The sequence below is a fragment of the Brevundimonas sp. genome, from assembly GCF_051858995.1.
Taxonomy (GTDB): Bacteria; Pseudomonadota; Alphaproteobacteria; order Caulobacterales; family Caulobacteraceae; genus Brevundimonas.
The window spans coordinates 211,739-232,490 of record NZ_JBHYGN010000001.1; the positions used below are offsets into that span (position 1 = coordinate 211,739).

22 protein-coding genes are annotated in these 20,752 nt (G+C 67.7%); 11 read left to right on the forward strand and 11 right to left on the reverse strand.

Going from position 1 to position 20,752, the window contains the following annotated elements; all coding sequences use genetic code 11:
• Genes ACTIEF_RS01110 through ACTIEF_RS01145 form a run of 8 tightly spaced genes read right to left on the reverse strand, consistent with a single transcriptional unit; the run spans position 1 to position 7,936 of the window.
• Positions 1 to 1,059 (reverse strand): protein-glutamate methylesterase/protein-glutamine glutaminase, encoded by a 1,059-nt coding sequence (locus ACTIEF_RS01110; RefSeq protein WP_439470339.1) that lies wholly within the window; start codon positions 1,057 to 1,059, stop codon positions 1 to 3.
• Complete coding sequence (locus tag ACTIEF_RS01115) at positions 1,056 to 1,919, reverse strand: CheR family methyltransferase (protein ID WP_439470340.1); 864 nt, start codon at positions 1,917 to 1,919, stop codon at positions 1,056 to 1,058. The genes ACTIEF_RS01110 and ACTIEF_RS01115 overlap by 4 nt, the downstream gene beginning before the upstream one ends.
• Positions 1,916 to 2,377, reverse strand: a complete 462-nt coding sequence (locus ACTIEF_RS01120) for a chemotaxis protein CheW (RefSeq protein ID WP_439470341.1) — start codon at positions 2,375 to 2,377, stop codon at positions 1,916 to 1,918. Before ACTIEF_RS01120 ends, ACTIEF_RS01115 begins: the two co-directional genes overlap by 4 nt.
• A 3-nt stretch (positions 2,378 to 2,380) precedes the next feature.
• The gene (locus ACTIEF_RS01125) at positions 2,381 to 4,618 is read right to left on the reverse strand and encodes a chemotaxis protein CheA (RefSeq protein ID WP_439470342.1); all 2,238 of its coding nucleotides are present in this window, start codon (positions 4,616 to 4,618) and stop codon (positions 2,381 to 2,383) included.
• A gap of 14 nt (positions 4,619 to 4,632) precedes the next feature.
• Entirely contained in the window at positions 4,633 to 4,998 is a 366-nt protein-coding gene (locus tag ACTIEF_RS01130) for a response regulator (protein WP_439470343.1), read from the reverse strand.
• Entirely contained in the window at positions 4,995 to 5,279 is a 285-nt protein-coding gene (locus ACTIEF_RS01135) for an STAS domain-containing protein (RefSeq protein WP_439470344.1), read from the reverse strand. The genes ACTIEF_RS01130 and ACTIEF_RS01135 overlap by 4 nt, the downstream gene beginning before the upstream one ends.
• The gene (locus ACTIEF_RS01140; RefSeq protein ID WP_439470345.1) at positions 5,279 to 7,180 is read right to left on the reverse strand and encodes a methyl-accepting chemotaxis protein; all 1,902 of its coding nucleotides are present in this window, start codon (positions 7,178 to 7,180) and stop codon (positions 5,279 to 5,281) included. Before ACTIEF_RS01140 ends, ACTIEF_RS01135 begins: the two co-directional genes overlap by 1 nt.
• Before the next feature lie 48 nt (positions 7,181 to 7,228).
• On the reverse strand, positions 7,229 to 7,936 hold the full coding sequence (locus tag ACTIEF_RS01145; RefSeq protein WP_439470346.1) for a TorF family putative porin: 708 nt from the start codon (positions 7,934 to 7,936) through the stop codon (positions 7,229 to 7,231).
• 415 nt (positions 7,937 to 8,351) lie between these two features.
• Between ACTIEF_RS01145 and ACTIEF_RS01150 the strand changes: the two genes are divergently transcribed.
• The 8 genes from ACTIEF_RS01150 (at position 8,352) to truA (ending at position 13,807) form a co-directional block, all read left to right on the forward strand.
• A complete protein-coding gene (locus ACTIEF_RS01150; RefSeq protein WP_439470347.1) occupies positions 8,352 to 9,791 on the forward strand; it encodes a two-component system sensor histidine kinase NtrB in 1,440 nt (479 codons plus the stop codon).
• Positions 9,788 to 10,402, forward strand: a complete 615-nt coding sequence (locus ACTIEF_RS01155) for a response regulator transcription factor (RefSeq protein WP_439470348.1) — start codon at positions 9,788 to 9,790, stop codon at positions 10,400 to 10,402. The genes ACTIEF_RS01150 and ACTIEF_RS01155 overlap by 4 nt, the downstream gene beginning before the upstream one ends.
• 128 nt (positions 10,403 to 10,530) lie before the next feature.
• A complete protein-coding gene (locus tag ACTIEF_RS01160) occupies positions 10,531 to 10,887 on the forward strand; it encodes an acyl-CoA thioesterase (RefSeq protein WP_439470656.1) in 357 nt (118 codons plus the stop codon).
• 34 nt (positions 10,888 to 10,921) lie between these two features.
• Positions 10,922 to 11,194, forward strand: a complete 273-nt coding sequence (locus tag ACTIEF_RS01165; RefSeq protein ID WP_439470349.1) for a hypothetical protein — start codon at positions 10,922 to 10,924, stop codon at positions 11,192 to 11,194.
• A 57-nt stretch (positions 11,195 to 11,251) separates the two neighbouring features.
• Positions 11,252 to 11,842 carry a peptide deformylase gene (locus ACTIEF_RS01170; protein WP_439470350.1) on the forward strand — a complete coding sequence of 197 codons (591 nt, stop codon included), beginning with the start codon at positions 11,252 to 11,254 and terminating at the stop codon, positions 11,840 to 11,842.
• The gene (locus ACTIEF_RS01175) at positions 11,842 to 12,069 is read left to right on the forward strand and encodes a hypothetical protein (RefSeq protein WP_439470351.1); all 228 of its coding nucleotides are present in this window, start codon (positions 11,842 to 11,844) and stop codon (positions 12,067 to 12,069) included. The genes ACTIEF_RS01170 and ACTIEF_RS01175 overlap by 1 nt, the downstream gene beginning before the upstream one ends.
• 17 nt (positions 12,070 to 12,086) lie before the next feature.
• Entirely contained in the window at positions 12,087 to 13,061 is a 975-nt protein-coding gene (fmt, locus tag ACTIEF_RS01180) for a methionyl-tRNA formyltransferase (RefSeq protein ID WP_439470352.1), read from the forward strand.
• Positions 13,061 to 13,807, forward strand: coding sequence for a tRNA pseudouridine(38-40) synthase TruA (gene truA, locus ACTIEF_RS01185; RefSeq protein WP_439470353.1), 747 nt, complete (start codon positions 13,061 to 13,063; stop codon positions 13,805 to 13,807). Before fmt ends, truA begins: the two co-directional genes overlap by 1 nt.
• Before the next feature lie 54 nt (positions 13,808 to 13,861).
• On the opposite strand, the gene ACTIEF_RS01190 is transcribed toward truA, so the two are convergent.
• Positions 13,862 to 13,999 carry an entericidin A/B family lipoprotein gene (locus ACTIEF_RS01190; protein ID WP_439470354.1) on the reverse strand — a complete coding sequence of 46 codons (138 nt, stop codon included), beginning with the start codon at positions 13,997 to 13,999 and terminating at the stop codon, positions 13,862 to 13,864.
• A gap of 99 nt (positions 14,000 to 14,098) precedes the next feature.
• Here ACTIEF_RS01190 and ACTIEF_RS01195 point away from each other — a divergent pair, with 99 nt between their 5' ends.
• Both ACTIEF_RS01195 and ACTIEF_RS01200 read left to right on the forward strand, forming a co-directional pair.
• Positions 14,099 to 15,760, forward strand: coding sequence for a thiamine pyrophosphate-binding protein (locus ACTIEF_RS01195; protein ID WP_439470355.1), 1,662 nt, complete (start codon positions 14,099 to 14,101; stop codon positions 15,758 to 15,760).
• 8 nt (positions 15,761 to 15,768) lie between these two features.
• A complete protein-coding gene (locus tag ACTIEF_RS01200; protein ID WP_439470356.1) occupies positions 15,769 to 16,224 on the forward strand; it encodes a hypothetical protein in 456 nt (151 codons plus the stop codon).
• A gap of 7 nt (positions 16,225 to 16,231) precedes the next feature.
• Here the strand turns inward: ACTIEF_RS01200 and ACTIEF_RS01205 are convergent, their stop codons facing one another.
• Positions 16,232 to 16,867, reverse strand: a complete 636-nt coding sequence (locus ACTIEF_RS01205; protein ID WP_439470357.1) for a hypothetical protein — start codon at positions 16,865 to 16,867, stop codon at positions 16,232 to 16,234.
• Positions 16,868 to 16,974: 107 nt separating this feature from the next.
• On the opposite strand from ACTIEF_RS01205, the gene polA reads away from it, so the two are divergent.
• On the forward strand, positions 16,975 to 19,884 hold the full coding sequence (gene polA, locus ACTIEF_RS01210) for a DNA polymerase I (protein WP_439470358.1): 2,910 nt from the start codon (positions 16,975 to 16,977) through the stop codon (positions 19,882 to 19,884).
• Here the strand turns inward: polA and ACTIEF_RS01215 are convergent, their stop codons facing one another.
• Positions 19,885 to 20,751: a hypothetical protein gene (locus tag ACTIEF_RS01215; RefSeq protein WP_439470359.1), complete on the reverse strand. Its 867-nt coding sequence runs from the start codon at positions 20,749 to 20,751 to the stop codon at positions 19,885 to 19,887.
• Position 20,752 lies beyond the last annotated feature (1 nt).

The window sequence follows — 20,752 nt, forward strand, 5'->3', positions numbered from 1 at the left end:
TCAGGCGGCGGTCGTGTCGGCTGCGCGGGGAGAGGCGGCGCAGAGATCGAGAATGGCGGGGCGCAGTCGGTGCAGCGGAAGCTGGCGCTCGACGGCGCCGAGTTCGTGGGCGGCCTTGGGCATGCCGTAGACGACGGACGAGGCTTCGTCCTGGCCGAGGGTCCGGGCCCCGGCCTCGCGCATGGCCAACAGGCCCCTGGCGCCGTCCTTGCCCATGCCGGTCAGGATGACCCCGGCCATCGGGCGCTTCAGGCCGATGACGGAATTGAACAGCACATCCACCGACGGCCGGTGGCCGTTGACGGTGTCGCTGCGGACCAGGCGGCAGCGCGGGCTGGCGCCCGAGACCTCAAGGTGGGCTTCGCCGCCGGGGGCGATGTAGATGTGGCCGGGCTTCACCGGGGCGCCGTCCTCGGCCTCGGTGACCGTGGGGGCGCAGACCTTGTCCAGGCGCGCCGCGAAGCTCTTGGTGAAGGTCGCCGGCATGTGCTGGGTGATGACCGTGGCCGGGCAGTTGGCCGGGAAGCCCTGCAGGATGGTCAGCAGGGCCTCGACCCCGCCGGTGGAGGCGCCGATGGCCAGCACCAGATTGGGGTCCGGACGATAGTCTGCGGGCGCGGCGGGTCCGGGCGGCGGGATGTCGCCCCGGGCGCGCGGACGCGAGCGGGCGGCGGCCTTCACCTTGGTGGTCAGTTCGGCGAAGGCGATGGAGGCCGGGGTGCCGTCCATGGGTTTGCCGATGGCGTCCACGGCGCCCATTTCCAGCGCGGCGACGGTGGTTTCGGCGCCCTTCTGGGTCAGGGTCGAGACCATGACCACCGGCATCGGCCGCAGGCGCATGATCTTCTCGAGGAACTCCAGCCCGTTCATGTTGGGCATCTCGACGTCGAGGGTGATGACGTCGGGGTTGAGCCGCTTGATGGCCTCGCGGGCCTCCAGCGGGTCGGCGGCGGAGCCGACCACCTCGATCTCGGGATCGCGGCGCAGGGCGGCGGTCAGCAGACCCCGCATGGTGGGGCTGTCGTCGACGACCAGGACGGTGACCACGTCTCCGCTCATGCGCCGGTCCCCAGTTGGTAGGTGGTCAGGCCGCTGGTGATCAGTCGGCTGGCGGCGCCGCCGGAGACCCGCTCGGAGTGGCCGATGTACAGGGTCGCGCCCGGGTTCATCAGCGGGGTGAAGCGGTTCCAGACCTTCTCCTGCGTGGCGTCATCGAAATAGATGACCACGTTGCGGCAGAAGATGACGTCGAACTTGCCCTTCATCGGCCAGTCGCCGATCAGGTTAAGCTCCTTGAACGACACCAGACGCTTCAGCTGGGACCCGGCGGTCCACTGGCCGCCCCCGGCGCGGTCGAAATACTTCCGCCACAGGGTGACGGGCGCGGGCTCCAGAGCCTCTTCCGAATAGGTGCCGTCGTGGCCCTGGGCGACCATGTTCGGGTCGATGTCCGTGGCCAGGATCTTGACGTCCAGATCCGCCGCCTCGGGCAGGGTCTGGAGCACGGTCAGGGCCATCGAATAGGGCTCCTGCCCGTTCGAACAGGCGGCGGACCACAGGCGGACGCGGCCCCCGGCGCGGGCGCGGGCGGCCAGCTTGGGCATCACCTGATCGCGCAGGTGATCGAAATGGTGCGGCTCGCGATAGAAGCGGGTGACGTTGGTGGTCAGGGCCGCCGTCATCAGCTGACGTTCGTCGATGCCTTCGACGCCCTCGATCAGGGCGCAGTACTCACGGAAGCTGCGCAGGCCGAGCGCGCGCAGGCGCTTGGCCAGGCGCGAATAGACCAGCGCGGCCTTGCCTTCGCCCAGCGCGATGCCGGCGTAGGCGTGCAGGGTATGGGCGATGTGGCGGAAGTCTTCCGGCGTGAGGACGAACTCGCCCTCCACCATCGACGACGCCCCGGCGGCGGAGGTCATGCGGCTTCGGCTTCCACTTCCGGCAGGATCATGCCCAGTTCGATGAGGCTGATCATGCGGCCGTCGAGGGCGAAGATGCCCTTCACGAAGGTGCGGACCTCGTCGCTGGCGACGTCCGGGGTGGCCTGAACGGCGCCGTCGGTCAGCTGGATGATATCCGACACCGCGTCAACCAGAAGGCCCACGGTGCGGCCGCCGATGTGGGCGACCATGATGACGTGGCGGGCCGTCGGCTCGGAGGTGCGCAGGCCGAAGCGGGCGCCCAGATCGACGATCGGCAGCACGGCGCCGCGCAGGTTGATCACGCCCTTCATATAGCCGGGCGAACGCGGCAGCGGGGTCGCGGGGGTCCAGCCCCGGATTTCTCGCACCGACATGATGTCGACGCAGAACTCCTGCTCGCCAATACGGAAGGCGATCAGTTCACGGACAGCGGCGTTGGTTTGCGGTTCGGTCATGGATCAGCTCGCGAGCTTGAGTTCAGGGCCCGACGCACGGCGGCGGGCGTTGGCGACGATGGCGTCCACATCGAGGATGAGGGCCACCCGGCCGTCGCCGAGGATGGTGGCGGCGGCGACTCCCGGGACCTGCTGGTAGTTGGTCTCGAGACTCTTGATGACGACCTGACGCTGCCCCTGGATGGCGTCCACCATCAGGGCGGCGCGGGCGCCGGATTCGGTTTCAACGACCACGGCCACGCCCTGTCCGGCGGCCACCGGCGCGTCGCGGAAGCCCATGGTCTGGGCCACGTCCACCAGGGGGACGTAGGTGTCGCGGAAGCGGATCACCGCGTCGCGGCCGCCGACGTAGTGCACGTCCTCGGCGCGGGGGGTCAGGCTTTCGACGATGTTGGTCAGGGGGGCGACCAGGGTCTGTTCGGCCGCGCCCACGACCATGCCGTCCAGGACGGCGAGGGTCAGCGGCAGGCTGAGGGTGAAGGTCGAGCCCTTGCCGGGGACCGAGCTGATCGAGATGCGGCCGCCCAGCGCCTGGATGGAGCGCTTGACCACATCCATGCCGACGCCGCGGCCCGAGACATCGGTGATGGTCTCGGCGGTCGAGAAGCCCGGCAGGAAGATCAGGTTGTCGATCTCGTCGTCGGTCAGGACGGCGTCCTCGGTGATCAGGCCTCGCGAGATGGCGATGCCCTTGACCCTTTCGCGGTTGATGCCGCGCCCGTCGTCCGAGATCTCGATGACGATGCGGCCCGAGCGGTGCAGGGCGGCCAGGTGGACGGCGCCTTCGGGCGACTTGCCGGCGGCCTCGCGGTCCTCGGGCTTCTCCAGCCCGTGGTCGATGGCGTTGCGCAGCATGTGGGTGATCGGCTCGGCCAGGCGTTCGACCACGGTCTTGTCGACCTCGGTGTCCTCGCCGGACGTGATCAGGCGGACCTTCTTGCCGGTCATGTCGCCGACTTCGCGAACCAGACGCGGCATGCGCTGGAAGACCGACTTCACCGGCTGGGCCCGGATGGCCATGACGCTGTCCTGGATCTCGCGGGTCAGCAGCTCCAGGTCTTCCAGACCCATCATCACCGCCGACGAGCGGGCGGCCATGCCGCTTTCGGCGACGCGCTGGGCCAGCATGGCCTGCTGGATGACCAGTTCGCCGACGGCGTTGATCAGGCGGTCGACGCGGTCGAGATCGACGCGGATGGTGACCGGAGCCACGGCCGGCGGCGCGGCGGGGGCGTTGGCGGCGGCGGGAGCGGCCGGGGCCGACGGGGCCGGAGCGGCGGCGACTACGGGGGCGGGAGCCGGAACGGCGACCGGCGCGGCCTCGATCACCGGAGCCGGCGCGGCGGCGGCCGCCAGCAGGGCCGAGATGTCCAGATCACCGGCGGGCGCGGGGGCGGCCAGATCCGGCAGGGACGGCCGCTCGGGCAGATCGGCCGAAAACGGGGCGCCGCCCAGCGGGGAGACGTTCAGATCGCAGTCGCTCTCGACGAAGTCGAAGACCTCGCGCACCGCCGCCTCGGTGACGTCGGCGGTCAGGTCGATGGTCCAGATCAGGTGGTTCTCTTCGGGGTTCAGCGCATCCAGCGGCGGGACGGCGCTGTCGTCCAGCGAGACCTCCATGGGGCCGAGACGGCCCAGCTCGCGCAGCAGCAGGCCGGTCTCGTTGGCGTGGGCGTACATGGCGTTGTGCGGGCGGAAGACCACGCGCCAGCCGGCCGGACCGGCGGGAGCCGCCAGCGGCGGCAGGTCGAGCGGGGGCAGGTCCAGCGACGGCAGGGGAGCCAGGCCGACGGTCAGGGGGGTGAAGCCGAAGTCGTCTTCCTCCTCCTCGACGGCGGCGGGAGCCGAGGCCTCGCCGTGGGTCAGGACCTCCATCTCGGCGACCAGACCGGCGGAGCGGGCTTCATCGACATCGGGGATCAGGCCCTGGGCGGCGGCGATGTGATCGGCCAGCACGTCGGAGGCGCGCAGCAGGGTGCGGACGGTGACATCGTCACACTCCTTGCGGCCCGCGCGCAGCTCATCCATCAGTGTTTCGAAGACGTGGGCGAAGCGGACCAGCGCCTCGAGGCCGAAAGCCCCCGCGCCGCCCTTGACCGAGTGAACGGCCCGGAAGACGGCGTTGATGGTCTCCAGATCGGTCTGACCCGACTCGAGTATCAGCAGCTTGGCCTCCAGGTCCGCCAGCAGTTCGGCGCATTCCTGGAAGAAGGTGGCCTTGATCGCTTCGAAGGCGTCCACGTGAACCTCTGTCCTCAGGCGGCGACGCGGCGGACGGCGTCCACCAGCTTCACCGGGTCGAAGGGTTTGACGATCCAGCCGGTGGCGCCGGCGGCGCGGGCGCGGGCCTTCTTCTCGGCGTCGCTCTCGGTCGTCAGGACCAGCACCGGCGTATGGCGATGGTTCGGATCGGCGCGCACGCCCTCGATCACGCCGAAGCCATCCATGCGGGGCATGTTGATGTCGGTGATGATGATGTCGGCGGCGTTGGCGGCCAGCACCTCGAGGCCATCGATGCCGTCAACGGCCTGGATGACGTTGTAGCCGGCATCTTCCAGCGCCATGCGCAGCATATCGCGCATGGTGCGGGAATCGTCGACGGTCAGAACAGTCTTGGTCACGCGGTAGCTCCCACGGAAGCGGTGTCGAGGGGGGCGGCCCCGAAGGCCGCCCATTGGTCGGAGAAGGTGGTGGAGTCGCCGGTCGTCACAGTCAGGGGCTGACCATCAGCATCCCAGGTGGCGCGGGCCGAGAGCAGGACCTGCAGGCAGAGCCCTCCCAGACGCTCGACCGCCGAGGCGTCGAGGGTCAGGGGCTGGCCGCGCTGGGCCAGGATCTCGGTCTTCAGGGCGTCCGCCGCGCGGATATCGAGCACGGCGGGCAGGACGACAGCGGCGGCCATCAGAACTCCTCCCAGCCGTCCTCGACGGCCTGCGGTTTCAGGGCGGCGCCGCCGCGGCCGATGGCGCGCATCTGCGGAACCGGAGCATGCGACTGACGCGGAGCCGGAGCGGCGCGCGGGGCCTGGACGCTGCCGTCGCCGATGCGGAAGCGGGCGACCGACGAAGCGAGGCTTTCGGCTTCCTGCGACAGCGAGTGGCTGGCGGCGGTGGATTGCTCGACCATGGCCGCATTCTGCTGCGTGACCTGGTCCATCTGGTTAACAGCGGTGTTGACCTGCTGCAGACCGGTGGCCTGTTCCTGCGCCGAGGCGGAGATTTCCGACACCAGGCCGTCGATCTCGGCGACGCGGCCGACGATGCGTTGCAGGGCTTCGCCGGTCTGGCCGACCAATTGCACGCCGGTGGCGACCTGGGCGCCCGAGGCCGAGATCAGGGTCTTGATCTCCTTGGCGGCTTCGGCGGAACGCTGGGCCAGGGCCCGAACTTCCGAGGCGACGACCGCGAAGCCGCGGCCCGCGTCACCGGCGCGAGCGGCCTCGACGCCGGCGTTCAGGGCCAGCAGGTTGGTCTGGAAGGCGATTTCGTCGATCACGCCGATGATCTGGCTGATCTGCTGGGCCGAGTGCTCGATGGCGCTCATGGCCGCGACCGCGTCACGGACGACGGCGCCCGAGGTTTCAGCGTCGCCGCGCGCGTCCTGGACCACGCTGGAGGCCTGACGGGCGCCCGAAGCGGTCTTGTTGACGGTGGCGGTGATCTGATCCAGCGCGGCGGCGGTCTCCTCCAGCGACGCGGCCTGCTGCTCGGTGCGGCGCGACAGATCGTCGGCGGCGTGGCTGATCTCGCCCGAACCCGACCGGATGGCCGAGACGTTGGAGACGACCACCGACATGGCGTCCTTCAACTGGCCGATGGCCGCGTTGAAGTCGGACTGCAGCTTCACATAGTCGGACGGGAAGGTCTGGGTCAGGCGGTAGGTCAGGTCACCGGCGCTCAGACGCTCCAGACCTTCGCCCAGGGCCGTCACGACGGCGGCCTGTTCCTCGGCCGCGGCCTCGGTGGCGGTCAGGTTGCGGCGACGCTCGGCCTCGGCCTTCTCACGGGCGTCAGCGGCTTCGGCCTCGACGCGGACCTTGTCGATGGCGGCGTCGCGGAAGGCGATGATCGCCTGGCCCATGGCGCCGAACTCGTCCTTGCGGGTGGCTTCCGGCACCTGCAGCGAGGTGTCGCCGCCGATCAGGCGCTTCATGTGTTCGACCATGCGCAAGACCGGACCACCGATGCCACGCGACAGGGTCAGGCCAGCGAGCAGCGACAGGATGATGGCGGCGGCAATACCGATGCCCAGCGTCCATTTGGCGGTCGTGGACGCGGCGGCCTGGGCTGCGCGAACGCGCTCCAGTTCGGCCATGTCCTTTTCCTTGATCGCGTCGAGGGCGCCTTCGACCGGCTCCATGACCTGATCGGCGCTGCCGGTGCGACCCACCATGGCCACGGCGCGGGCGCGGGTGGCCGGGTCATTAGCCAAGGCGCCGCCCTGGGTCACGACATGGTCGTACCAGGCGTCAGCCGTGCTCTTCAGGGCCTCGATGTCCGCCTTCAGGTTCTCCGGAGCGATCTCCTCCATCTCCTTGACCGCGTTGTGGAAGGACTGGCGGTGCGCGGCGGCGCGCTCGATGTAGTACTCGTCGCCGGTCAGCAGGAACCCGCGGAAGCTGTTCTCCTGACGAGCCAGATAGAACTCGGCCGCGGACGCCGAGCGGACCATGGAGTTGGCGGCGGACCGCTCCACGCCGGCCTTGTCGAGGGCCATCATCTGCAGGAAGACGACCGCGCCCATCACGGCGATGGCGGTAAGGACGCAGGCGAAGGCCAGGAAGAGCTTCCGGCCGACGGGCAAGTTGTTCAGGAAATTCACAGTGAAGCCTCGAACGTTCGGAAATGGAAATCAGAAGGCGTAGGTGAGGGCGCCGACCAGTCGGCCCTCGTAGGGCTCGCCCAGGTCATGCTCGTCGGTGTCGTACCAGCGCAGGTCAGCCGAGACGGCGTCGGTCAGCTTCTGCTTCACGCCGACGTTCCAGGCGGTGTAGTCGGCGCCGCCGTGGGCGCGACGCGAGCCGACCGCGACCGAAGCGCGGGTCTTGGCGGAAATCTTGTAGGCGCCCTGGGCTTCGACCCACCAGGCTTCCTCGGTCGAGGCGAAGCCGTCGGCGGTGTAGTTCACGCGGAGGCGGCCGCTGACCGGACCGATCGCGCGCGACACATCCGCCTGATATTCCCAGTAGTTGGCGTCGACGCCGGCGCGGGTGCCGGGCAGGTCTCGGTTAACGGCCGAGAAGTCGAATTCGAAGCCGAAGGCCTCGGGAGCCCAGCCGATGGTGGTCACAATCTCGGCATCCGAGCCCTGCGACAATTCGGCGGTCGAGACGAAAACGCCGGCGTGGAAGTCGCCTTGCGAGACTTCGGCCTGGCCCGACCAGGCGATCTCGCCGTTGCTCTTGCCGACACCCTTGCCGAGATATTCGCTGGCCACGCCGACCTGGAAGTCGAAATCAGGATTGGCCGCGGCAGGGCTCGCGATCAGCAGGACGGCCGAGGCGGCCGCGATAAAGAAGGCGCCGTTCCGACGCGCTGCTTGAAGTTTGGAGGAGGACATTCTTACCCCTTGGAGAACTCCACCACACTCGGGGTAACGCTAATATTCTTCGTAAACTGAGCGGTACGTACAAAACCTTACGTATAAGTATGATTACGTAATCAGGGCATACTTAGCCCGTACAACTAATCACTTACGGGCTGCTTGCGGATGCCGTCCGGAGCCTTCAAAGGTGGTGACGGGTCGTCGTTTTGGGCTCGCGCTGTAAATTCGTCAGCAAAAATTTGGCCATGGATGAAAATGGCGCCGCAAGCGTCACGTTTTTTCACACGGGCGGAGCTTATACGTATTTTCCCCTATACGGATAATTGGTATGCCTGACTCCAGCGGGGCGACAGTCTCGGCAAATGGAGGAGTCGATCCGATTACCGGCATCGACCTGAGACAAGTGACTGGCAGACGCTCGGCGTCCGAAATGCTGTTCGCCATGGCGACCACCCGAACCTATCGCGGATGGCGCGCTTACCTGTTGGCGATCGCTTCGGTCCTGGCCTGCTTCGCGCTGCGCGGCGTGCTCGAACTGTTCGGTCATTTCTACTACCTGCCGATGGTGCCGGCGGTGGTGATCACCGCCATGCTGGCGCGTCGCGCGCCGACCGCCCTGGCCATCGCCCTGTGCGTGGCGGGCAATGTCGCCCTGGTGGCCCGTGAAGGGTTGGTGGACACCGCCGTCAACGCCGGACTGTTCGTGGTGGTCGGCTGGCTGGTGGCCGAAATCTGCTGGGCCCAGCGCCGGATGCACCGTCGTTCGATGGAGCTGACGCGGACGCTGGCGGGACGCAATGCGGTGCTGGACACCGTCCTGGCCACGGTGCCGGTGGTCATTCTGGATCGGGCGGGACGGATTCGCCGCCTGACCCCCGCCGCCGCCAGCCTGTTCGGGGTCGACAGCGCCCCCACCGCCGGGCGTCCCTTCGGCGATCTGGTCCACGGCTTCGATCTGCAGAGGCTGGACGGCAAGGCCTCGAACGGGCCGCTGGAGGCGCCCACCGGCCACTGGATCGGCCGCCGCCCCGACGGCCGTCCCCTGATCCTGAGCCTGCAGATGGGCGTGATGCCCGAAGCGTCGGAAGACGACTATGCGGCGGTCTGCGTCACCGACCTCACCGAGGCCGAAACAGCCACCGAACGGGCCCGCGATCTGGATATCCAGCTGAACCGGGTCTGGCGCCTGAACTCGCTCGGCGAGATGGCTGCGACACTGGCGCACGAACTGAATCAACCGCTTAGCGCCGCGACCACCTATATGCAGGCCAGTCAGCGCGACATCGAGCGCGCCGGCGTCCCGGGCCAGAGCGCCGCCCGGACGCTGGACCTGGCGAAGGGCCAGGTGCTCCGTGCGGGAAGCATCATCCGGCGCATGCGCGACATGCTGGCCACCGGGACCCGTCGACTGGAACGAGAGAGAGTATCTTCCATGATCGAGGACCTAGGCCAAGCTTTCGCCCTTATTGCTCGAGATAGGGGGGTCGAGATTCGCACTGATATCGATAACAAAGACGATATCGTGCGAGCCGAGCGTATTCAGTTCCAACAGGCCCTGATCAACCTGGTCCGTAACGCCGCCGAGGCGGTCACGGATCAGGCGCAACCCGTTGTGCTGATCCGCGGCCAGGTCTCTGACCACGGGGGTTATCGATTGACGGTTGAGGACAGCGGGCCGGGGATTCCCGGCAACGACATCGAAGGCATCTTCCGCCCCATGACCACGACCAAGTCGTCGGGCATGGGCCTGGGCCTGTCCGTGACGCGCACCATCGTCGAAAGCCACGGCGGAACCCTGTCCGTCGGCCGCAGCGATCTGGGCGGCGCCGCCTTCTCCATCGACCTGCCGCGTGAGGCCGAGGACACATGAGCAACATTCGACATTCTGTCTTTGTGATCGACGACGATGCGGCGGTCCGCGATTCCCTGCTTCATCTGCTGCGCAGCGAAGGCGTGCGCGCCCGGGGCTTCGCCAGCGGCGCCGATTTCTTCGCCAACCTGCCGGAGGACCGCTCGGCCTGCGTGGTCACCGACATCCGCATGCCCGGCATGGACGGCGGCGAGGTGGTGCGGCGCCTGGGCGAGCTGAATGACCGCGCCTGGCCGGTCATCGTCTTCACCGGCCACGCCGACGTGCCGATGGCGGTGCAGCTGATGAAGGCGGGGGTCATCGACTTCATCGAGAAGCCGTTCGATCCGATGCGCATGATCGAGACGGTGAAGAACGCCCTGGACCGGCTGGACGACCTGTCGGCCCGGCAGGAGCAGCGGATGGAGACCGACCGCAAGCTGGGCCTGCTGACCCCGCGCGAGCGTCAGGTGTTCGACGCCCTGATCGAGGGCCGGTCGAACAAGGAGATCGCCCTGCTGCTGTCGATCAGCCCGCGCACGGTCGAGATCTTCCGTTCGAAGGTCATGGACAAGATGCAGGCCGACAGCCTGTCCGCCCTGGTCCGCATGGGCCTGTCCGTCGGCGGGTGACCACAGAATTCCCGAGGCGCGGCTGACCCCCGGCCGCCCTCTTCGACCTCCCTCCCCGGAGCCTTGCCTTGACCACCCAGGACACCCCCACCCGACCCGAGGGCCAACCCGTCGGTCGCGTCATCGCCATGCCCGCCGACACCAACCCCGAGGGCGACATCTTCGGCGGCTGGCTGCTGGCCCAGATGGACCTGGCCGGCGCCACCCCGGCGTTCGAGCGCGCCCAGGGCCGCTGCGCCACCATCGCCCTGGACGGCATGGTCTTCCACCAGCCGGTCTCGGTCGGCGACGAGGTCTCGATCTATGCGAAGGTCATCAAGACCGGCCGCACCTCGATCCGCGTCCATGTCGAGGCCTGGAAGCGCCCGCGCAATCACGTCGGCGTCGACCCGGTGCGCGTGACCGAAGGCGTCTTCACCTATGTGGCCATCGACGCCGAGCGAAAGCCGCGCCCCCTGCCGATGGTCGACAACGCCGACGGATAACGCCACTGTCCCGCTCAAACGGGGGATAGTCGTCATGTGGTTTCTGATCGGCGCCGGCGCGATCGGCGCGGGCCTTTTGCTGGCCTTGCGCGAGCTGCTGCCGTGGATGGAGGCCAATCGCACGGGCCGCATCAGGACCCGCGGCGACCGCGCCCAGACCGTCCTGCGCGACGAGGATCCCGAGCGCTTCAAGGCCCTGCTGAAAAAGCGCTTCAACGCGGCGGGACCGGGCGCCCTGTTCGTCATCGGCGGTGTCGTCTGGCTGGCTTGGAACCTGCTGGGCCTGCTCATGATGGCCGCCGCATAACCCAGCGAAACAGTCGGAAATCTTGACCTTTCGGCCCCGTGCGCCTACCTCGCGGGCATGACCGTTCGCCGCATCCTGACCATCGACAACGCCGCCGACCTGGCCGTGCTGAAGCAGATCTCCACCCCGGTCGAAGGGCCGGTAACCGATGAGCTGCGCGCCCTCATGGATGACATGCTCGACACCATGTACGACGCGCCCGGCATCGGTCTGGCCGCCGTGCAGATCGGCGACACCCGCCGGGTGATCGTCATGGACCTGGGCGACAAGCTCGGCGACGATGATGACACCGACCCGTCCAAGCTGAGCAAGGAAGAGCGCGAAAAGTGGGAGGCCGAGCGCCGCAACCCCCGCTATTTCGTCAACCCCGAGATCACCTGGTCCTCGGACGAGCTGTTCACCTACGAGGAGGGCTGCCTGTCGGTGCCGGAGTATTTCGACGCCGTCGAACGCCCCGCCCGCGTCCGCCTGAAGTTCATGAACTACGCCGGTGAGACGGTCGAGGAAGAGGCCGAGGGCCTGTTCGCGGTCTGCATCCAGCACGAGATGGACCACCTCGAAGGCGTGCTGTTCATCGACCATCTGTCGCGACTGAAGCGCGAGCGCGCCGTCGCCAAGGTTAAGAAGGCCGCGAGGATGGCCGCCTGATGGCTCGTCTCAAGCGCAACCGCGACCGCATCATCGACACCAGCGGCCGCCGCCGCATGACCCGCAACGAAAAGGTGGGCGTGGCCTCGGTCGCGACCATCGTCGGCGTCGCCGCCATCGGCGTCATCGCGGGCCTGCTGCTGGACCGCCTGCTCGACTTCGACGACGCCCTGGACGCCGGTGGCGAATGGGACGAAGGCGGCGGGGTGTTCACGCGCTGGGATTAAGAGGGTAGGAGGCGCGCATGCGCCTCGCCTTCATGGGTACCCCCGACTTCGCCGTGCCGTCGCTGGCCGAACTGATCGCCAGCGGCCATGAGGTCGTGGCCGTCTATTCCCAACCGCCGAAGCCCAAGGGGCGCGGTCAGAAGCTGACCCCCTCACCGGTCCACGCCTTCGCCGAAACCATGGGTCTGCCGGTCTTCACCCCGGACAGCATGAAGGCCGCCGAGGCCATCGAGACCTTCCGCAGCCTCGATCTGGATGCCGCCTGCGTGGTCGCCTACGGCCAGATCCTGAAGACCGAGGTGCTGGAGGCGCCGCGTCTGGGCTGTTTCAACCTGCACGGCTCCCTGCTGCCCCGCTGGCGCGGCGCCGCCCCGATCCAGCGCGCCATCATGGCCGGCGACAAACAGACCGGCGTGCAGATCATGCGGATGAGCGAGGGCTTGGACGAGGGCGACATCCTGCTGTCCGAGATTCTGGACATCCGCGCCGACGACACCGCCGCCACCCTGTCGGAGCGGATGTCGCACACCGGCGCCAGCCTGTGGCCGCGTGCGCTGGCCGCCATTGATCGGGGCGGGGCCGAGGGCACGCCGCAAGTCGGCGAGCCGACCTACGCCCGCAAGATCACTCCGGCTGAGGCCCGCGTCGACTGGTCGCGCCCCGCCGCTGAGGTGGACGCCCATATTCGCGGCCTGTCGCCCTTCCCCGGCGCGTGGTTCGAGGCGCCCGGCCCGGACGGCCCGGTGCGGATCAAGGCCCTGCTGTCGGCGGTCGAGGCCGGGACGGCCGCCCCCGGAACCGTGCTCGACGGCGACGGCCTGCGCATCGCCTGCGGCGAGGGCGCCGTGCGCCTGACCCGCGTCCAGCGCGAGGGCAAGGCCCAGCAGGCGGCGGACGAGATGCTGCGCGGCTTCGACGTCCCTGTCGGGACGATTCTTGCTGGGCCGCGGTCAGAAGGCTCCGCCTTCTCGACCCGACGCGGCCTGGACTGATGCCCCGGTACAGGCTGACCATTGAGTACGACGGCTCGGGCTACAACGGCTTTCAGGTGCAGGCCGGACAGCCGACCGTGCAGGGCGCGCTGGAGGCGGCGATCAAGGCCTTCTCGGGCCAGAGCATCCGGCTGGCGGCGGCGGGACGCACCGACACGGGCGTTCATGCGACGGGTCAGGTGGTCAGCTTCGATCTGGAGAAGGACTGGCCTGAACACACGGTCATGAACGCCATGAACGCCCACCTGATCAGCGAGCGGGTGTCGGTGCTGGACTGCATGGGCGTGGACGACGAGTGGCACGCCCGCTTTTCGGCGACGGGCCGCAAATATCTGTACCGCATCCTGAACCGCCCCGGCCGTCCGGCGCTGGACCTCGGGCGCGTGTGGCATGTGAAGAAACCGCTGGACGCCGACGCCATGCACGCGGCGGCGCAGGCGCTGGTGGGCCTGCACGACTTCACCACCTTCCGCGATGTGAACTGCCAGTCGAAATCGCCGGAGAAGACGCTGGACGTCGCCCGCGTCGCGCGCGTCGGCGACGAGGTGCATCTGGTGTTCGAGGCGCGCAGCTTCCTGCACCGACAGGTGCGCTCGATGACCGGGACGCTGGCCGAGGTCGGGCTGGGCCGCTGGGCGGTGGAGGACGTGGCCAGGGCGCTGGATGCGAAGGATCGCGCCGCCTGCGGTCAGGTCGCGCCGTCGGACGGGCTGTATCTGACCGGCGTGGTCTATGACCAGACATGAGAAAGGCCCGCCGGATCGACCGGCGGGCCTTTCGTGTTCTCGCGGACGCAGGCCTTAGCGGCGGGCGTCGTTCGAGGCGCCGGTGACGGCGCTGCCGGCGGCCGAGACGTCGCGGCCGACTCCGGCGACAGTGTTGCAGGCCGACACGGCCAGGGCGGCGGCGACCAGGGTGAGGGCGATGATCTTCTTCATTGGGTGATCCCCGATTTGCGTTGAACCTTCGCCGTAAACGCAAGCGTGGCCGTGCGGTTGCATGGTCAACACATCGCGCAGTCTGCTAGATCGGTCGCCATGACCCAGCCCGCGAACACCGCCGCCCGCCGTCTTGTCGAAACCCTCGTCATGAACGGCGTGGATCGTGTCTTCTGCGTGCCGGGCGAAAGCTATCTGGCCGTGCTGGACGCGCTGGCCGATGTGCGCGACCAAATCCAGGTTATCGCCTGCCGCCATGAGGCGGGCGCCGCCAACATGGCCGAGGCCTATGGCAAGCTGAGCGGCAAGCCCGGCGTCTGCATGGTCACGCGCGGACCGGGCGCGACCCACGCCTCCATCGGCGTGCATACGGCGCATCAGGACTCGACGCCGATGATCCTGTTCGTCGGCCAGATCGCCCTGACCGACCGGGGTCGCGGCGCCTTCCAGGAGGTCGACTACCGCGAGGTGTTCGGCGGTCTGGCCAAATGGGCGACCGAGCTGGAAAGCCCCGAGCGCACCGTCGAGGTGGTCGAGCGCGCCTTCTCCACGGCCCTGCAGGGCCGGATGGGGCCGGTGGTCATCGCCCTGCCCGAGGACATCCTGCACGAGGACGGCGGCCCCGCCCCGATCCGTCCGGTCGTTCCGGCCAAGGCCGCGCTGGACCCCGCCTTCGTCGAGCAGGTGCGCGAGCGTCTGGCGAAGGCCGAACGCCCCCTGCTGGTGCTGGGCGGTTCCGGCTGGACCACCGAGGCCGCCGCCGCCATCGGCGACTGGGCCGAGCGGTTCGGCCTGCCGGTGTCCCTGTCCTTCCGCCGCAAGGACATCCTGTCCAATGATCGGCCCAACTATGCGGGCGATCTGGGGCTGGGCTGCAATCCGAAGCTGACCGCCCGCGCCAAGGCCGCTGACCTGATCATCGCCGTCGGCGCCCGTCTGGGGGAAAACCCGACCCAGGGCTACACCCTGCTGGACCGCGCCCGCACCGCCGAGATCCTGATCCACATCCACCCGGGCGCCGAGGAACTGGGTCGGGTCTGGGCGCCGATGCTGAGCGCCACGGCCGACAATTCACTGGCCGCCTTCGCCTTGGCGACCATCGACCCCGGTCGTGAGTGGAAGGCGGAGGCCGAGGCCGCCCACGCCGACTATCAGGCCTTCTCGACCCCCGTGCCCGTCGGCGGCGACGTCAACATGAGCGAATGCATGGCGCACCTAGGCGACATCCTGCCGCCGGACGCCATCGTCACCAACGGCGCGGGCAATTTCGCCGCCTGGCTGCACCGCTTCTACCGCCACCGCGCCTGCCGCACCCAGCTGGCCCCGACCTCGGGCGCGATGGGTTACGGCTATCCGGCGGCGCTGGCGGCCAAGAGCATTCATCCGGATACGGACGTCATCTGCATCGCGGGGGACGGCGACTATCTGATGACCGGGCAGGAGATCGCCACGGCGGTCCAGTACGGCATCAACGCCGTCGTCGTCATCGTCGACAACGGCACCTACGGCACCATCCGCATGCACCAGGAAACCCACTATCCGGGCGCTTCGCGGGTCATCGCCACCGATCTGAAGAACCCCGACTTCGTCAAATACGCCGAGGCCTTCGGGGCGTTTGGCGTCCGCTGCGAGCGGACCGAGGACTTCCCCGCCGCGCTGGACGCCGCCCGGAACGCCGGTCGCCCCGCCGTCGTTCACCTGATCACCTCGGCCGAGGACATCGCCCCCACCCGGACGATCACCGGCCTGCGAGCCAAGTAGGAGCCGCCATGCGCGCCGCCGCCCTCCTCTGCACCGCCGCCATGGCGCTGACCGCCTGCGCCGGCACGCCCGGCCAGCCGGGTCAGCCCGGCGAACAGGCGACCAACCAGAACGACTGCGCGGTCATCGCCGCCGTCGCCAAGGGCCACTACCAGTTCAGTCCGGGCAACGTCCCGCCGCCCCTGTGGTTGTTCAGCGAGGACGCGAGCTGGAAACCGCGCTGCGACTGGAGCCGTTACGGCGTCAGCTTCCCGACCACCTATGATCCGAACCGCCAGCACCAGCCCGGCGACCGCGTCCAGTACGTCCAGTTCCAGAAGCCCATCTACGACGGCAAAGGCGCCACCATCGAGGCGGGCATTCTGCACGGGCCGCTGGCGGGCATGGGCGTGCGCTGTCGCGTGGTCTCGGGCGTCGCCGGCTGGACCCTGGCGGGCCAGTGCGAGAACACCTGGATCTCCTGATCGCCTGTCAGCGGGGCGGCGCCGTTCCGGTCCAGCACACCTTCAGCCTATCAAGGCTCTCGACGATGATCGGCGCGAACGGCGCATAGGATCCGCCCGCAACGGTGATCTTGTCCGCGTAGACGGATCCGTCGAACCGCGCCCGAAGACGGACGCTGTAGCTGACGTCGTCCAGTATGATGCCTTTCACTTCCAGTGCGGATTGCGACGCGGCGCTGCTCTCGGTTTCCAGATAAGGCACTCCCGGCGTCAAGTCGGGCAGACGGCTGAGCGCCTCAAGGGAGGCGATGACGCCGGGACAGGTGCGAGCGTCCGCGAAGAGTTCGGTCGACGCCATGCCTCTCGCGGCCCTCAATCGCGCGAACCATACGCCGCGACGGCCGGCCCCATCTGTGACCTGTACGCGGTTGAAGACCACGGACGCCGACATCAGCCGGTTCGGATCCACGACAGACATTTCGACGACGGGGAGGCCGAGGTCGCCCGAGTATTCCGCATTTGTATCGACAGCACGATAGCCCGCCTCGAGGCTCACAGTCCGTGCGTTGGGCGCCGGCAGATGGTCCTCCAGCTGAATGCGCGGGTAGGGGGCGGGATCCTGAACAGCGACGGCCACCGCCAGCGCGACAATGGATGCGAACATGGAAACCTCCTGAAGCTGGCAGCAGACTTCGGGTGGGTTTCAGGGTCAATGCCGAATCCGGTCGCTGTCGAGGTGACGAGGTCCCGCACCCCGCCTATGTTCCCGCCATGACCGACGCGACGCCCGAAACGACCGCCCCCGACACGCCCGTGGCAGGCGGCCCCATCCGCCTGTGGATGATCGACGCCTCGGCCTACATCTTCCGCGCCTACCACGCCCTGCCGCCCCTGACCCGCAAGTCTGACGGCCTGCCGGTGGGCGCGGTGCAGGGCTATTCCAACATGCTGTGGAAGCTGCTGCGCGACATGAAGGGCGAGGATGGGCCAACCCATCTGGTGGCCATCTTCGACCACTCAGAGAAGACCTTCCGCAACAAGCTCTACGACCAGTACAAGGCCCACCGCCCGCCGCCCCCGGAGGATCTGATCCCCCAGTTCCCGCTGGTGCGCGAGGCGACGGCGGCCTTCGGCGTGCATTGCGTCGAACTGCCCGGCTTCGAGGCCGACGACCTGATCGCGACCTATGCGCGGCGGGTTCGGGAATCCGGCGGCGAGGCCGTGATCGTCAGCTCGGACAAGGATCTGATGCAGCTGATCGGGCCGTCGGTGGTGATGTGGGACCCGATGAAGGATCGGCGGCTGGCCGAGGAGGCCGTGTTCGAGAAATTCGGCGTCAGCCCGGAGAAGATGATCGATCTGCAGGCGCTGATCGGGGACAGCGTGGACAATGTGCCGGGCGCGCCGGGGATCGGGCCGAAGACGGCGGCGCAACTGCTGGAAGAGTATGGCGACCTAGATACGCTGCTGGCGCGGGCCGGCGAGATCAAACAGCCCAAGCGGCGGGAGACCCTGATCAATTTCGCCGACCAGATCCGGCTGAGCCGGGAGCTGGTGAAGCTGGACTGCAGCGCCCCGGCGCCCGAACCGATCAGCGACTTCGCCGTGCGCGACCCGGACCCGGAAATCCTGGGCGCCTTTCTCGACCAGATGGAGTTCCGCTCGCTGCGCAACCGCGTCGGCGACGGCAAGGCGCCGGCCAAGGATGGCTCGGCCTTCGCGGCCCGCCCCAAGCCGCTGACGGCCCCCGTCATCTCGCCCCGCTATGCGCCGCAGGCGGTCCCGGCCGACGTGACTGTCCAGACCTTCGACCACGACGCCTATGTCACCATCCAGACCCTCGACCAGCTGGACGCCTTCATTTCCCGGGCGACCGAGGCGGGGGTCACGGCTTTCGATTGTGAGACGTCAGCCCTCTCCGCCACCCATGCGGGCCTGTGCGGGGTGTCGCTGGCGCTTGGGCCCAATGACGCGTGCTACATCCCGCTGACGCATGAGCTGGAGCCCATGGCGGGCGGGGGCGGGCTGGACTTCGGGGATGCGGTCGATACGCGCGAGCCCCTCGTCCAGATCGACAAGCCGACCGCCCTGAACCGCCTCAAGACCCTGCTGGAAAACCCGGCGGTGCTGAAGGTCGGGCAGAACATCAAATACGACATCGCCGTCATGGCCGGGCGCGGGATCGCCGTGGCCCCGTACGACGACACCATGCTGATCAGCTACGTCCTCGAGGGTGGGCTGCACGGCCACGGCATGGACGAGCTGTCGCGCCTGCATCTGGGCCACGAGCCGATCCCGTTCAAATCCGTCTGCGGCACGGGCAAGAGCCAGAAATCCTTCAGACACGTCGAACTGATCCCGGCGACGAAATACGCCGCCGAGGACGCCGACGTGACCCTGCGTCTGTGGCGCATCCTCAAGCCCCGGCTGGCGGAACAGGGCCTGGTCACCGTCTATGAGACGCTGGAGCGCGGCATGCCCGCCACCCTGGCGGCCATGGAGCGCGAGGGCGTCCGCGTCGACCCCGCCCGCCTGCGCGCCCTCTCCAGCGAGTTCGGACTGAAGATGGCCGAGCTGGAGGCCCGCGCCCACGACCTGGCCGGCCGCCCGTTCAACATCGGCAGCCCCAGACAGATCGGCGACATCCTGTTCGGCGAGATGAACCTGCCCGGCGGCAAGAAGACCGCCTCGGGCCAATGGGGCACCGACGCCGCCGTGCTGGAGGAGCTGGCCCTCACCCACGACCTGCCGCGCGTCCTGCTGGACTGGCGCCAGCTGGCCAAGCTGAAGGGCACCTATACGGACGCCCTGATCGAGGCCGCCGACCCGACCACCGACCGCGTCCACACCAGCTACCAGCTGGCCGCCGCCACCACCGGTCGTCTGGCCTCCAGCGACCCCAATCTGCAGAACATCCCGATCCGCACGGCCACCGGCCGCCAGATCCGTCAGGCCTTCATCGCCGGGCCGGGCAATGTGCTGATCAGCGCCGACTACAGCCAGATCGAGCTGCGCCTGCTGGCCCATATCGGCGACATCCCGGAGCTGAAACGCGCCTTCAAGGCGGGGCAGGACATCCACGCCGCCACCGCCAGCGAGATGTTCAACGTCCCGCTGGACCAGATGGACCCCGAGACCCGCCGCCGCGCCAAGGCGATCAATTTCGGCATCGTCTACGGCATCTCCGCCTTCGGCCTGGCCGCCCAGCTGGGCATCGACCAGGGCGAGGCCGGGGCCTATATCAAGACCTATTTCGAGCGCTTCCCCGGCATCCGCGCCTATATGGACGCGACGAAGGCGCAGGTGCGCGAGACGGGGACGGTCTCGACCGTCTTCGGCCGCCGCATCCACATCCCGGCCATCCATTCGAAGTCCGGCGCCGAGCGCCAGTTCGGCGAACGCGCCGCCATCAACGCCCCCATCCAGGGCGCCGCGGCCGACATCATCCGCCGGGCCATGGTGCGGATGCCGGAGGCTCTGGCGGCCGCGGGCCTGTCAGAGGTGAAGATGCTGCTGCAGGTGCACGACGAACTGGTGTTCGAGTGTCCGGAGGCGCTGGCGGATCGCGCCATCGTGGAGATCAAGCGGGTGATGGAGGGGGCGGCGTTGCCCGCCGTTGCGCTGAGCGTGCCGCTGGTGGTCGAGGCGACGGCGGCGGGGAACTGGGATGAGGCGCACTAATCAAAGGGGGCGATTTGAATTGGTGATGAAGAGTTGCTGATTAATCGGTCCGCGATAGACCTTGTTCAGCAGGAAGCTAAAAAGCTCCTTCGCGTTCTTCCTGTCCGGTGGAACCTCTATCCGACCGCCCGTGACACCCAAGGCAAATCCGATGTCAGCAGCCTTGGCCTCGATATCCGGAACGGTGTGCTGTGCCAGCACTTCGGAGCGAGTGATTGCGTGCACTTGTTTCCGGATGCCCTCATCTGCGTTTCCGACAAATCCTTGGGCGTTGGCTACGGCAAGGCTGGCATGAGCGCAAAACGCATTCAGCTCCGCATCTGTCGCCTGCTGAAACACTGGAGCGACGTCGAGAACCCGTCGCAGAGCTGAATAGCTTTTGAATCGAATTTCGCCCGCCGCGTTGATCACGGCTGTGAGATGATTTCCAACAGTAAATGCTGGTTCCGTGATCTTTCTAAAAACGTTTCCATCAAACATCAGGGCGAGTTTGGTTTGAAGTATCTGCTGAGCCGAGAAATTTTGGACCAGCAATCTTAGATTTTGACCCACCCCAGCAGTCGTAAATAGCCCAACTATATTCTGATTTAGAAAATTGTTTACGTCTACTGGTTGCAACGCGACCGCATTTTGAGCCACAGCGCCGAGCAGCGTTTGCACCTCCGGAAGCGCGCGAATTACGAGCAACTCGTCCTTGTCTGGCTTCCAGTCGCCGGTAAAATCTATCTCATTCTGGATCCCGTCGTTGAACAGCACCTCCTGGAATTGAATGACGTTTACGACTTCTGTCTGAACTTGTTGATTTAGCTGCACAAGACGCACTTCAAGCCCACCAACAGGTCGGCAGATGGCATACAGATTCGGCAAG